This window comes from Nocardia arthritidis (genome assembly GCF_011801145.1).
Lineage (GTDB): Bacteria > Actinomycetota > Actinomycetes > Mycobacteriales > Mycobacteriaceae > Nocardia > Nocardia arthritidis_A.
Genome location: NZ_CP046172.1, coordinates 3,584,974 through 3,598,089, shown reverse-complemented (window position 1 = coordinate 3,598,089; position 13,116 = coordinate 3,584,974). Strand labels below are relative to the sequence as shown.

At 66.7% G+C, this 13,116-nt stretch carries 14 protein-coding genes; 5 read left to right on the top strand and 9 right to left on the bottom strand.

Annotation, left to right across the window (positions count from 1 at the left end; translation table 11 throughout):
- Window positions 1–764: 764 nt before the first annotated feature.
- The 5 genes from F5544_RS16165 to F5544_RS16145 all read left to right on the top strand — a co-directional run bounded on the left by F5544_RS16165 (window position 765) and on the right by F5544_RS16145 (window position 4,076).
- Entirely contained in the window at window positions 765–1,466 is a 702-nt protein-coding gene (locus F5544_RS16165) for a helix-turn-helix transcriptional regulator (protein WP_167473953.1), read from the top strand.
- Between the two features lie 39 nt (window positions 1,467–1,505).
- Window positions 1,506–1,949: a VOC family protein gene (locus F5544_RS16160; protein WP_203217572.1), complete on the top strand. Its 444-nt coding sequence runs from the start codon at window positions 1,506–1,508 to the stop codon at window positions 1,947–1,949.
- 147 nt (window positions 1,950–2,096) lie between these two features.
- Window positions 2,097–2,609 (top strand): monooxygenase family protein, encoded by a 513-nt coding sequence (locus tag F5544_RS16155; RefSeq protein WP_167473952.1) that lies wholly within the window; start codon window positions 2,097–2,099, stop codon window positions 2,607–2,609.
- Between the two features lie 229 nt (window positions 2,610–2,838).
- Window positions 2,839–3,465 carry a low molecular weight phosphatase family protein gene (locus F5544_RS16150; protein ID WP_167473951.1) on the top strand — a complete coding sequence of 209 codons (627 nt, stop codon included), beginning with the start codon at window positions 2,839–2,841 and terminating at the stop codon, window positions 3,463–3,465.
- 185 nt (window positions 3,466–3,650) lie between these two features.
- On the top strand, window positions 3,651–4,076 hold the full coding sequence (locus tag F5544_RS16145) for a hypothetical protein (protein ID WP_167473950.1): 426 nt from the start codon (window positions 3,651–3,653) through the stop codon (window positions 4,074–4,076).
- 7 nt (window positions 4,077–4,083) lie between these two features.
- Here F5544_RS16145 and F5544_RS16140 read toward each other — a convergent pair whose 3' ends face one another.
- The 9 genes from F5544_RS16140 to trpC all read right to left on the bottom strand — a co-directional run bounded on the left by F5544_RS16140 (window position 4,084) and on the right by trpC (window position 13,087).
- Window positions 4,084–4,986, bottom strand: coding sequence for an acyl-CoA thioesterase (locus F5544_RS16140; RefSeq protein WP_167473949.1), 903 nt, complete (start codon window positions 4,984–4,986; stop codon window positions 4,084–4,086).
- A 1-nt stretch (window position 4,987) separates the two neighbouring features.
- Entirely contained in the window at window positions 4,988–6,406 is a 1,419-nt protein-coding gene (pyk, locus tag F5544_RS16135) for a pyruvate kinase (protein WP_174867344.1), read from the bottom strand.
- Between the two features lie 103 nt (window positions 6,407–6,509).
- On the bottom strand, window positions 6,510–7,178 hold the full coding sequence (locus tag F5544_RS16130; RefSeq protein ID WP_167473948.1) for an amino acid ABC transporter permease: 669 nt from the start codon (window positions 7,176–7,178) through the stop codon (window positions 6,510–6,512).
- A 3-nt stretch (window positions 7,179–7,181) separates the two neighbouring features.
- The gene (locus F5544_RS16125) at window positions 7,182–7,934 is read right to left on the bottom strand and encodes a transporter substrate-binding domain-containing protein (protein WP_174867343.1); all 753 of its coding nucleotides are present in this window, start codon (window positions 7,932–7,934) and stop codon (window positions 7,182–7,184) included.
- A 203-nt stretch (window positions 7,935–8,137) separates the two neighbouring features.
- Window positions 8,138–8,644, bottom strand: coding sequence for a TM2 domain-containing protein (locus F5544_RS16120; RefSeq protein ID WP_167473947.1), 507 nt, complete (start codon window positions 8,642–8,644; stop codon window positions 8,138–8,140).
- Between the two features lie 204 nt (window positions 8,645–8,848).
- Window positions 8,849–10,012, bottom strand: a complete 1,164-nt coding sequence (lgt, locus tag F5544_RS16115) for a prolipoprotein diacylglyceryl transferase (RefSeq protein ID WP_238847271.1) — start codon at window positions 10,010–10,012, stop codon at window positions 8,849–8,851.
- A gap of 66 nt (window positions 10,013–10,078) precedes the next feature.
- Entirely contained in the window at window positions 10,079–10,879 is an 801-nt protein-coding gene (trpA, locus tag F5544_RS16110) for a tryptophan synthase subunit alpha (RefSeq protein WP_167473946.1), read from the bottom strand.
- Entirely contained in the window at window positions 10,876–12,132 is a 1,257-nt protein-coding gene (gene trpB, locus F5544_RS16105; RefSeq protein ID WP_167473945.1) for a tryptophan synthase subunit beta, read from the bottom strand. The genes trpA and trpB overlap by 4 nt, the downstream gene beginning before the upstream one ends.
- A 136-nt stretch (window positions 12,133–12,268) precedes the next feature.
- Entirely contained in the window at window positions 12,269–13,087 is an 819-nt protein-coding gene (trpC, locus tag F5544_RS16100) for an indole-3-glycerol phosphate synthase TrpC (RefSeq protein ID WP_167473944.1), read from the bottom strand.
- Between the last annotated feature and the right edge of the window lie 29 nt (window positions 13,088–13,116).

Here is a 13,116-nt window from a genome sequence, read left to right as displayed (position 1 = left end):
GTCGGCGGGCGACATACCGGTGGTGAGGTTCGCGCGTGGCAATTGGCCTCTCGCGCAGGATATTGCGTGCGCAAGATGCTGAAAGGTGTGCGGGAACAACGGGATTCGTAGTGGGATCGGAACGCCGGATGCCAACGGGCCACGTGCCCAGCTCGGGCGATTACGTCGTCGTAGCGACGCGACCACCCACCCGACGGGCCGATCACTCCGAAGCTTGCGCGAAGTGGGGATCGGAACGCCGGATGCCAACGGGCCACGTGCCTATCTCGGGCGATTACGTCGTCGTAGTGACGCGACCGCCCAACCGACGGGCCGATCACTCCGAAGCTTGCGTGAAAGTGGTTGGGGGGCTTGATTGGATCTTTGGACCGGACCACAGCCAGTCCTCACCTCACCGGGACGAGAACATGCGGCTGAGCCGCGGTAGAGCAAGTCGGGTACGGCAGGCGGCGCGCCCAGCACTGCTCAGGTAAGACCCCGGACTGGTATCTCTGTCGAAAGCGACCCGTACGGAGTCGTAGGGGGTATGGGCTCCGGGATTGTTGGTGGCTTCGGCTGGCTCCTTGCTCGGCTCGCACGGAACCGCAGGGGCATGGGCTCCGGAATGTTGGTGGCTTCGGCTGGCTCCTTGCTCGGCTCGCACGGAACCGTAGGGGGCATGGACTCTGGAATGTTGGTGGCTTTGGCCGGATTCTCGCTCGGCCCGCGCGGAACCGGAGAGCATCGGCTCCTGAGATGTCGGTGGTTCCGGGGACACTCGACGGGTGAACCGGACTGATCGGCTTTATGCGTTGGTGGAGGAGCTTCGGGGGGTTGCGCCGGGGCGGTTGAGTGCGCGGGAGTTGGCGGGGCGGTTCGAGGTGAGTGTGCGGACGGTGGAGCGGGATATTTCGGCGCTGCAGCAGGCTGGGGTGCCTATTTACGCCGATGTGGGGCGGGGTGGGGGGTATGCGATTGATAAGCGGATGTCGTTGCCGCCCTTGAATTTTTCGGCGGCGGAGACGGTGGCTGTCGCGGTGGCGCTGGGGCGGACACGGGGGACGCCGTTCGATGCGGCGGGGGCCAGTGCGTTGGGGAAGATTTTGGCGGCCATGCCGGAGGCGGGGGTGCGGGCGGCGCGGGAGTTGGCGGGGCGGGTGCAGATGTTGGAGCCGGTGGTGGTTGCGGAGCCGGGGCGGTGTGCGGGGGTGGTGCGGCAGGCGGTGGCGGAGCAGCGGCCGGTGGCGATGTCGTATGTGGACCGGTACGGGGCGGTCAGTGAACGGGTGCTGGAACCGATGGTGCTGATGCTGGGGCGGGAAGGGTGGTATGTGATCGGGTGGTGCCGGTTGCGGGAGGAGACCCGGCTGTTCCGGCTGGACCGGATCCAGTCCGCCGAACTGATGGACGTCAAGTTCACGCCGCGGGCGATCCGGTATCCGGACGACCTGCCCGCCGATGTGGCGGCGAGCAGGCTGGCGCTGTAGTCGGAAATTCGGCGGAAACACCGACATAGGGTTGTCGCCATGAGCGCCGAAGCTGAACGGGCGCAGGCATTCCGGCCGCGCAGCGATGCAGAGGAGACGCTTTCGATGACAACGCCCCCGTTCGACACGGTCACCTGGTTCCAGATCGGCAGCGCCGATCCCGATGCGGCACAACGCTTCTACGGTGATCTGTTCGGCTGGACCGCGACCGCCGACCCGGGCAGCGGCCCCGACTACCGGACCGTCAAATACCCCGGCTCGGCCGCGCCCAGCGGTGGAATCACCGCGCTCGAGGAAGGGGATACCCCACACGCCACCTTCGGCGTCATGGTCCGCGACGTCGCCGCCGTCTGCGCCCGCACCGCCGAACTGGGCGGCAAGGCGCTGTCCGAGCCGAGAACGACACAGAATGGCCTGATCTTCGCCGACCTGCTCGACCCGGACGGCAACCGCTTCCTGGTTTTCACCCCACCGGCGCACTGACCGGCTTCGAAGGGCGGGTCCGAATCCTCGAACCCGCCCCTCACCGCGCCCGTATCTCCAACCGGATCCGGCGACAATCGATTGCGGACGATTCACCGCGCCCGGCCGGAGCCACGGTGTGCGGGTACGCGAAAGGCGGTCTATGCGATGCGAGTGAACAGGACGACCGTCGACCTGTCGGGCTATCCGGATCTGGTGGTGATCTATCTCGGTATGCGGGTGCGTAAGCCGCGCGGCATGCTGCGGCTGCTCGGCATCGGGCCGAAGTTCTATCGGTCGCACCGGGATCGGCCGGATGGGCTGCTGCACCATGAGGACGTGATCTGGTCGCTGTTCCCGCCGCACTGGGGCGCCCGCCAGTACTGGCGCGACCTGGACAGCCTGGAACGTTGGACTCGGTCGGCGCCGCACCGGGATTGGTGGCAGGCCTTCCTGCGCGACTCCGGCGGCACCGGCCTGTGGCACGAGGCCTACTTCGCGCGCGGCGGCATCGACGCGATGTACGACGATATGGCCCCGGAGGTCGGGCTGGCCCGTTTCGCACCGGTCCTGGATTCGCGCGGCCGGATGTTCTCCACCCGCGGCCGGGTGCACGGCGAACCGGCGAGGGCGGATCCGGTGGTCAGCGAATCCGCCTATTACGGAACCGATTCCGAGTGACGCCACCCACAATTTCAACCGGAACGTTTCATTCGCGATGCCGCCGGGTAGATTCGATCATGATCACCGAATGATATTGTCCGGTGTCGCAATACAGACCCCGGAGACCGCCGCGGTCCGCCCGTCTCGCGTGTACGGCACGCAAAGGCCAGATGAAATTGTCCTACGGAACGTGTGATTCGGGGTTATCCGACTTCGAGTTGGGTATCGAGCGATTTACCGTATCGGTATGCACGTCCTGTTCGTCTGCAATGGCAATGTCTGTCGTTCGGCGATCGCCGAGCGGCTCACCCGAGCGTTGGCGGTCGAACACAATCTGCCCGGCCTGACCGCGGAAAGCGCGGGAACCCGTGCGCTGGTTGGCTTTCCGATCGAACCGCTGGCCGCGCAGGCGATCACCGGTCTCGGCGCCGACCCGGAAAACTTCAAGGCGCGCAAGCTGAAGCCGGAACTGATCGACCGAGCCGACCTCGTCCTGGCCATGACCCAGCAGCTGCGCGACCAATCCATTGATATGGCATTCGGATCCGCCCCACGCACCTACACGCTGTTGGAGGCCGCCAGAATCGCCAAGGTGACCGGCGCGCGCACCATCGCCGAATTACACGGGGCGCGCAACGATCTCTCGCTGGTGGGCCGCGAGGGCATCGCCGATCCGGTCGGCCTGTCCGAGGCCGCCTATTGCGAGGTCGGCGACCGCATCGCCGATGCGCTGGTGCCGCTGCTGCTCGCGCTCGCGCCGCACGAACAAACCCATCTGGTGGACAGCGAAGTACCCGGACTCGTCATCCAACCGAACTCCAGGCAGGCGCCGCTCTCGGCATTCCTCGCCGCCCAGCGCGCCGGAATGCGATAGCGGCACCGGAATCCGGTACTGACCGGCCGAAATACCCGCGCGGCGAAAGATTCCGGTACCGGCGGTCGGCTGTTCCCCTGTGCGCCAACGGAGAGTGGGATTGACGCATTCCGGTGAAAAGGGATTACACTCCCCGCGGATAAACTTCCGCCGTTGGATGGTTCGACACAGGACAGGAATCAGACATGCCGAAACGAATTTCGGATGTTTCGCTCCATGTTTATGTGACAACGGAAACCCTGGACCGCGTCGTGGAATCGGTCCGCGAGGTGGTCGATCAGCACCTACGCAACCGCGAGGTGTTCGCGTGGCGGTTCACGCTACCCGTCGACGCCGACGACGCCGCCCATGTCCTGCTCGAAACCCAGTGGCGGATGGACCATCCCGGCGCGACGCCGGACGGCTGGCGCACCTACGAGATCGCCATCAGCCTCGTCGGTCCGGCCAGCAGGCTCACCGAGGCGAATGTGGCGGCGCTGGAACAGAAGCTGGCCGTTGGCATTTCGGCCCTCACCCCGCCCCCGCCCAGCACCACCATCCCGTGGACCATCCGCTGCAGGCATCGCGAAACCTACGACTCGGCCCGTCTCTCCGAGTATTTGGCGCACTAGCGCCGGATCAGCGGCGCGCCGGGTAATGCCGGATGACGCCCTCTTGCACGGTCGTCGCCAGCAGATCCCCACTGCGCGAATAGAATTTGCCGGTGGCCAGCCCGCGCGACCCGGCCGCGACCGGGGATTCCGTTGCGTAGAGCGCCCATTCGTCGAAGCGGAACGGCCGGTGGAACCAGATCGAGTGGTTCACCGTCGCCGCGATGATCCGATCGAGGCCCCAGGACAGCCCGTGCGTGGTGATGATCGAATCCAGCACCGTGGTGTCCGACGAATAACCAAGCATCGCAACGTGAATCAGCGGATCGTCGGGCAGCCTGCCGTCCGCGCGCATCCACACCCGGTTGTGGTTGAGCCGCTCCCCCGTGCCCTTCATGATCCACGCCGGATCGTTGGTGTAGCGCATATCGATCGGATGCGGGGCGTTGACGAACATCTCCAGCTTGTCCTCCAAGCCTTCGAAGCTCTCCTCCACCCGGGGCAGCGTCTCCGGATCCGGCACCTCGGGCCGGGCATGCGCATGCTCGAGGCCCTTACCCCAGTCCTGGAACGCCGCCAGCATGACGAACAGCTCCTGCCCGTCCTGAGTGGCGGTCACCGTGCGATTGGCCAGCGAACGGCCGTCCCGGTGGCGGTCCACCCGGTATTCGATCGGCCGCTTCACATCGCCGCCGCGCACGAAATGCGCGTTGATCGCGTGCACCGGCCGATCGCCGACGGTGCGACCCGCGGCCATGATGGCCTGGGCGACCAGCTGGCCGCCGAAGGTGCGGCTCCACACCTTCTCCGGATGCAGGCCGACGAAGACATCCTCGTCGACCTGCTCCAGGTCCAGCAGTCCGAGCAGCACGTCGAGATCCGCATTCCCCGTCGGCGCGACGCCGACCGAACCGCCTAGGGATCCGCTCAAATCAGTGGTCCTCCTCGCCGATGCGATGCACGTGGATGAGGTTGGTGGAGCCGATCGTGCCGGGCGGCGAGCCCGCGACGATCACGACCAGATCGCCCTTCTGATAACGCTCCATCGACAGCAGCGCCTGATCGACCTGCCTGATCATGGCGTCGGTGCTGTCCACCGTCGGAACGATGAACGTTTCCGTGCCCCATGTCAAGGCCAACTGGCTGCGCACCTCCGGCAGCGGGGTGAACGCGAGCAGCGGCAGCGGGGTGTGCAGCCGGGCCAGGCGGCGCACCGTATCACCGGATTGGGTGAACGCCACCAGCGCCTTGGCATTGAGCCGCTCGCCGATATCGCGGGCCGCGTAGGAGATGACGCCGCGCTTGGTGCGCGGCACGTGGGTCAGCGGTGGGACCCGGGTCGATTCGGTCTCCACCGCGTGCACGATGCGGGCCATGGTCCGCACCGTCTCGATCGGGTACTTGCCGACCGAGGTCTCACCGGAGAGCATCACCGCGTCGGCGCCGTCGAGCACCGCGTTGGCGACGTCGGAGGCCTCCGCCCTGGTCGGGCGCGAGTTCTCGATCATCGACTCCAACATCTGGGTGGCGACGATGACCGGTTTGGCGTTCTCCCTTGCCATTTGGATCGCGCGCTTCTGCACGATCGGCACCTGCTCCAGCGGCAGCTCGACGCCGAGGTCGCCGCGCGCGACCATCACCGCGTCGAAGGCCAGCACCACGGCCTCCAGGTTGTCGATGGCCTCCGGCTTCTCCAGCTTGCCGATCACCGGCACCCGGCGGCCCACCCGGTCCATCACGTCGTGCACAAGCTCGACGTCCGACGGGGACCGCACGAAGGACAGTGCGATGAAATCGACGCCCAGCTTCAGCGCGAATTCCAGGTCCTCGATGTCCTTTTCGGACAGCGCGGGCACCGAGACATCCATGCCGGGCAGCGAGACGCCCTTGTTGTTCGAGACCGGGCCGCCCTCGGTGACCCGGCAGACCACGTCGTTCTTGTCGACCCGCAGCACGGTCAGCCCGACCTTGCCGTCGTCGACCAGCAGCCGGTCGCCCGGCTTGGCGTCCTTGGCCAATTCCTTGTAGGTGGTGGAGACCCGGTCGTGGGTGCCGTCGACATCGTCGACGGTGATGCGCACCTCTTCGCCGGTCGCCCATACGGTGCGGCCATCGATGAACCGGCCCAGCCGGATCTTCGGTCCCTGCAGGTCGGCCAGGATGCCGACCGCTCTGCCGAGGTGATCCGAGGCCTGCCGCACCTTCTTGTAGTTCTCGGCGTGGTCGGCATGCTCACCGTGACTGAAATTCAGCCGGGCCACATCCATGCCGCTCTCGACGAGTTCGCGGATACGGTCCTCGGTGGCCGTAGCCGGGCCGAGCGTGCACACAATCTTCGTCCGTCGCATCACGGGTGTGAGCCTAGTCCGGTGTGCTCGAGTGGACCCGTCGTGGCCTGGGTGAAAGCTTGGTGAAAAATACGAACTCGCTTTGTCGGAACATACGAAGCGCTGCTCATCGCGCAACGTGCCTGGCCAAACGCGTCTCCAGCCGGGTCTGCGCGAAACCGAGAATCAAACAAATTACCCAGTAGTAAATAGCGGCGACGCCGTAGAGCGCGAAGAAGTCGAACGTCGGCGCGGCCGCCACCTGAGCCACCCGCAGCAATTCCGTCACCAGAATCGTCGAGGCCAGTGAGGTGTCCTTCACCAGCGAGATGAGCGTATTGGACAGCGGTGGCACCGCGATCCGCGCGGCCTGCGGCAGGATGATCAGCCGCATCGTCTGCGGATACGACAGGCCGACAGCCTGCGCCGCCTCCCACTGACCGTGCGCGACGCTCAGGATCGCCGCGCGCACCACCTCGGCCGCGTAACCGCCGACGTTGAGGCTGAACGCGATCACCGCCGCCGGAAACGGATCGATGACGATCTGGAACTGCGGCAGCGCGTAGAACACGATGAACAGCTGCACCAGCAGCGGCGTGCCCCGGATGATCGAGATGTAGAACCGGGCGGCGGCGGCCACCGGCCATATCGGCGACATCCGGGCCAGCGCGACGAACAGGGCGATCGCCAGGCCGATGACGAAGCTGATCGCGGTGAGCGGGAGGGTCTTGTCCAGCGTCGCCTGCAGCATCGGCCACAGGTTGTGCAGGATCAGCTCCCGAGTGCGGTCGTCCACCGGTTATTTGGTGACGTCGGTGCCGAAGTACTTATCCGAGATCTTGGCCAGCGTGCCGTCGGCGCGCAACTCGGACAGCGCCTTGTTCACATTGTCGATCAGCGCGTCACCCTTGCGCGCCGCGACCGCCTGCTGGGTGGTCGTTCCGGTCTTGGCCGCCACCTTCAGCGAGGTGTCGCCGGTGGTCTTGGTGTATTCGCCGACGGCGAGGGTGTCGTTGATGACGGCGTCCACCCGGCCCTGCTTCAGCAGCTGGATGCCGGGGCCGAAATCGGTGACCGTCTCGACCTTGGCGCCGGCGTCGGTCGCGATCTTGCCCCAGTTGCTGGTCGCGGTCTGGGCGCAGGTCTTGCCCTTCAGATCGGCGAGCGAAGTGATGCTGGTGTTGTCGGCGCGGGTGACGATCACCCCGTCGGAGGTCGTATACGGCTGGGAGAGAGCGTATTTCGCCTTACGGTCGTCATTGATCGAGACCTGGTTGACCACCAGATCGAAGCGCTTGGACTCCAGGCCCGCGAAGATCGCGTCCCACGGCGTCTGCACGAATTCGACCTTCTTGCCGAGCTTGCCGCCGATCGCCTGGGCCACCTCGATATCGAATCCGGTGAGCTTGCCGTCCTGCCCCTGGAAGCTGAACGGCTTGTAGGTGCCTTCCGTGCCGATCTTCAATACGTTCGGATCGCTCTTGCCGCAGGCACTTAGCCCGGTGGCGGCGACGATGGCGAGCATGGCGACGGCGAACAGCTTGCGACGCACGGGATCCCTCTCTTCTGTGCGCGGGCCGAGTCCCGCACACGGCACACAAATCCGGCCCAGAGTACGCCTGGTCGGTTTTGTCGAACAGTATTGCGCTCACGCCGCGCCGAATACCGGCGATTCTCCCCGGAGCTGGTAATGGCCCCCGGAAACGACGATGGGCACCGCCGCGGTGGCGGTGCCCATCGGGTAGCGGCCTGATATCAGTCGCGTAGCGGACGCCCGTTGACGTCGCGGACGCTGCCGGTGAGCATCATGATGCCGTCGATCAACGGCCAGATGCCGCCGATACCGCAGGTGAGCCAGACGACCGCGATCTGCGCGATGCCGAGGCCCGTGTAGCCGAGGTAGAACCGGCCCGCGCCGAACGCACCGAGGAAGATCTCCAGCAGACCCGCGATGAGCTTCTGCTTATCCGACAGCGGCTCGCCCTGCTGGTTGCGGCCGTAGGGCGCCTCCGGATCGTTCGGGTTGAACCCGGGCTGGCCCTGGTACGGAGCCGGGTAGCCGGGCTGTGGCTGGCTGTACCCGTCCATGGGCTGCCCGTAGCCGGGCTGCTGCCCGTAGCCGGGCTGGCCGTACGGGTTGGCGGGCTGACCGTACTGCGCACCCGAATTATCGGGCTGCTTGTTCAGATCCGGCCCCGTACCGGGCGGCCCGTACTGCGGGCCGCCGAATCCCGGATTGTTCTGCTGGTAAGGGTCGGTCACTCATGTCCTCCTCATTCGTGCAGGAACCCTCTGCTTGGCCCCCGGCGTGACTGATCTGCCGAGCAGCAAGACGGCCCCGCGAAGATCAGGGGACATTCTTGCCGGAATCGACCGAGTTTGTCTTCTCGAAGTGTGTACCTACTTCCACTTCGGCGAAGCCAAATCCGTTGTCCGGTCCGGATATCGCGGTGCGACCGGAATGGGTTAACCGGTCGGATTGGTATCCGCCTTGGCGGAATCCTTTTCGGCCGACGCGGTCTCGTCGCCAGCGGGCTTGACGGGTTCCTTCTCGGGTTCGTCCGATGATTTTTCGGAGACGTCCGCGTTATCGGGTTCGGCCGGTTCCGGCTTTTCATCCGACGATTCCTCGGCCGCAACGGTTTCCGTCGATTCGGCCGCAGCGGTTTCCGCCGATTCGCTTGCCGCATCCGCCGCGCGCAGTGCGCCGAACTGCCACGGCCACGGCCGCTTGGACGCACCGGGCTGCAGCGACTCCGGTTTCTCCCTGCCCTTCGTCGCGAAGACGAAATAGGCGATGGCGGCGAGGAATACGAGCGCCGATGTGAAGGAATTGATGCGGATGCCCGCGATATGCGTCGCCTCGTCGTCGCGCATCAGCTCGACCCAGAACCGGCCGAAACAGTAGCCCGCCACGTAGAGCGCGAACAGCCTGCCGTGCCCGATCCGGAATCGCTTGTCCAACTGGACGAGTGCGATCACCACGAGCACATTCCAGATCAGCTCGTACAGGAAGGTCGGATGCACGATCTTGTCGACGATGCCGGTGGAGGTGCCGTTGAGCATATCCAGCTTGCCGTTCGCGTCGAATCGGCGATAGATCTCCAGACCCCACGGCACGGTGGTCTCGCGGCCGTACAGCTCCTGGTTGAAGTAGTTGCCGAGCCGGCCGATCGCCTGGGCCAGCAGGATGCCGGGCGCGATCGCATCGGCGAAGGCGGGCAACGGAATTCGGTACACCCGGCAGCCGATCCAGGCGCCGATGCCGCCGAGGAATACCGCGCCCCAGATGCCGAGGCCGCCCTGATAGATCTTGATGATGTCGGCCGGATTGCCGTTGGCGCCGAAGTACTTCTGCCAGTCGGTGGCCACATGGTAGAGCCGCCCGCCGATCAGGCCGAACGGCACCGCGAACATCGCGACGTCGAGCACCGCGCCCGCCTGCCCGCCGCGCGCCCGCCACCGCCGCTCACCCCACCAGATGGCGATGACGATGCCGAGGATGATGCACAGCGCGTATGCCCGTAGCGGGAGCGGCCCGAGATGCCATACGCCCTGCGACGGGCTGGGTATATAGGCCAGCACATCGCCGTCGGTCAGGACACTGTCTGCCAGGACTGGAAAAGTCACGGCCCCACCGTAGCCGAGAGTCCCGCCGACGGCTGCCGCTGGGAGGTCGGATGGCCAGACGGACCCCTAGCTCCGTACTGTCGCCGCCCGGACGCCTTCGGCGAGTTCGGCGGTGAGCGCGCGCACCGCGTCGAGTCCGGATGCCGCCGCGGACACCAGCGCCGAGCCGACGATGACTCCGTCGGCGTACCCGGCGATCTCGGCGGCCTGCGCACCGCTGCGCACGCCGAGGCCGACGCCGATCGGGATATCGGAGTGTGCCCGGATGCGCGCGCACAGCGCGGGAGCGGCCGAGGAGACCATGTCGCGGGCGCCGGTGACGCCCATGGTGGACGCGGCGTAGATGAAGCCGCGGCTGGCCTCCAGCGTCTTGACGAGGCGCTCCTCGGTGGACGACGGCGCGACCAGGAAGATGCGGTCCAGATTGTGCGTTGACGAGGCGACGAACCAGTCGTCGGCCTCCTCCGGAATCAGGTTCGGCGTGATGATGCCCGCGCCGCCCGCGGCGGCGAGGTCGCGCGCGAAGCGGTCAACACCGTATTTGAGCACCGGATTCCAGTAGCTCATCACCACGGCCTGGCCGCCCGCCGCGGTGATCGCCTCGACGACGGAGAACACGTCGCGCACCCGCACCCCGCCGCGCAGCGCCTGGTCGGCGGCCGCCTGGATGGTGGGGCCGTCCATCACCGGATCGGAGTAGGCGACACCGACTTCCACTATGTCGCAACCGGATTCGACCATCGTCCGGCAGACCTCGATGGATCCGGCGAGATCCGGATAGCCCGCGGGCAGGTAGCCGATCAGCGCGGCCCGGTTCTCGGCTCGCGCGGCGGCGAAGGTATTGGCGAGACGGGACTGCTGACTCACTCGTGGCTTCCGTTCTGCTCGTCGAACAGCCCGAACCAGCGCGCCGCCGTATCCATATCCTTGTCGCCGCGCCCGGACAGGTTCACCAGGATGACCGCGCCCTTGCCGAGTTCCCGGCCCAGCTTCAGCGCGCCCGCCACGGCGTGCGCGGATTCGATGGCCGGAATGATGCCCTCGGTGCGCGAGAGCAGCAGCAGCGCGTCCATCGCCTCGGCATCGGTGATCGGCGCGTATTCGGCGCGGCCGATGTCCTTGAGGTAGGCGTGTTCGGGGCCGACGCCCGGATAGTCCAAACCCGCTGAGATGGAATGGGATTCGATGGTCTGGCCGTCCTCGTCCTGCAGCAGGTACGAGTAGGCGCCCTGGAAGGCACCCGGTGAGCCGCCGGTGAAAGTGGCCGCGTGCCTTCCGGTTTCGACACCGTCACCGGCCGCCTCGTAACCGATCAGCCGGACGCCGGGATCGTCGATGAAGGCGTGGAAGATGCCGATGGCATTGGATCCGCCGCCGACGCACGCCGTCACCGCATCCGGCAACCGCCCGACCAGCTGCTGGATCTGGGCGCGCGCCTCCAGCCCGACGACGCGCTGGAAATCGCGCACCATCATCGGGAACGGATGCGGGCCCGCCGCGGTGCCGAAGCAGTAGTAGGTGTCATCGGCGTTGCTGACCCAGTCGCGCAGCGCCTCGTTGATCGCGTCCTTGAGCGTCTGCGATCCGGTGGTCACCGAAATCACTTCCGCGCCGAGCAATCTCATGCGCGCGACGTTCAGCGCCTGCCGCGCGGTGTCGACCGCGCCCATGTAGATCACGCAGTCGAGGCCGAGCAGCGCACATGCGGTGGCGGTGGCGACGCCGTGCTGACCCGCGCCGGTCTCGGCGATGACCCGGTTCTTGCCCATCCGCTTGGCCAGCAGTGCCTGACCGAGCACATTGTTGATCTTGTGCGAGCCGGTGTGGTTCAGATCCTCGCGCTTGAGCACGATCCGCGCGCCGCCCGCATGTTCGGCCAGCCGCTTGCATTCGAAGATCGGCGACGGACGGCCGGTGTAATCGCGCTGCAACCGGTCCAACTCGTCCAGGAACGCCGGATCCAGCCGGCACTTCTCGTACTCGGCGGTGACCTCCTCGATCACCGCCATCAACGCCTCCGGCACATGCCGCCCGCCGTACCGGCCCCAGTGGCCGCCGACATCCGGCTCGTGACCACTGCGCTCGTGAACGCCGGAACTCGCGGTGGGCAGTGCGGTCACGACGCGTCCTCGCTAGCGCTCGGCCGCGTCGCGACCGATGGTGCTGTGCCCATGGTTCCCTCGCTTCGCTCGGTCACGCGCACCTCACCCGGACGGGATGTGCTCATAGCTCGCTCATTTCGTTCGTGCGACGCGGTCACCGGCCGCGCCGCACCGGGCGCGGGCAGGACGGGTGCGTACCCGCGGTGACCAGTTCGGAGACGGCCGCCCGCGGATCGCCGCTGATCACCAGGCTCTCGCCGACCAGGACGGCATCCGCGCCCGCACCCGCGTACGCCAGCAGGTCGGCGGTGCCGCTGATACCGGATTCGGCGATCCGGATGACCTCGGTGGGCAGGCCGGGCGCGATGCGCGCGAACACGTCGCGATCGACCTCCAGGGTCTTCAGGTTGCGGGCGTTCACCCCGATCACCGACGCGCCCGCCTCCAGCGCACGATCGGCCTCCTCCTCGGTGTGCACCTCGACCAGCGCCGTCATCCCCAGCGATTCGGTGCGGTCGATGAGCGAGGACAGCACGTCCTGCTCCAGCGCCGCGACGATCAGCAGGATGACATCGGCGCCGTGTGCGCGCGCCTCGTGGATCTGATAGGGCCCGACCACGAAATCCTTGCGCAGGATCGGGATATCGATCGTGGCGCGGACCGCGTCCAGATCGTCCAGCGAACCGTTGAACCGGCGGCCCTCGGTGAGCACGCTGACGATGCGCGCGCCGCCGTCCTCGTAAGCCTTGGCCAGACTGGCCGGATCCGGGATATCCGCGAGCGAACCCTTGGACGGACTGGCCCGCTTGACCTCGGCGATGACGCCGATACCGTCCTCCAGGAGCGCGGCCCGCGCATCGAGTGGCCTTGGCGCGGCGGCCGCGGCGGCCTTCACCGCCTGGAAATCCAGGAGGGCTTCCCGAGCGGCCACATCCGCGCGGACCCCGTCGAGAATCGAGTCGAGGACCGTCATCTGGCTCGAATCCTTTCTGGGGAGACGGA

Coding starts and splice junctions, on each gene's coding strand:
- F5544_RS16160 (WP_203217572.1), top strand. CDS start 1,506: ATGAGCGCCGAAGCTGAACGGGCGCAGGCATTCCGGCCGCGCAGCGAT.
- F5544_RS16155 (WP_167473952.1), top strand. CDS start 2,097: ATGCGAGTGAACAGGACGACCGTCGACCTGTCGGGCTATCCGGATCTG.
- F5544_RS16150 (WP_167473951.1), top strand. CDS start 2,839: ATGCACGTCCTGTTCGTCTGCAATGGCAATGTCTGTCGTTCGGCGATC.
- F5544_RS16145 (WP_167473950.1), top strand. CDS start 3,651: ATGCCGAAACGAATTTCGGATGTTTCGCTCCATGTTTATGTGACAACG.
- trpC (WP_167473944.1), bottom strand. CDS start 13,087: ATGACGGTCCTCGACTCGATTCTCGACGGGGTCCGCGCGGATGTGGCC.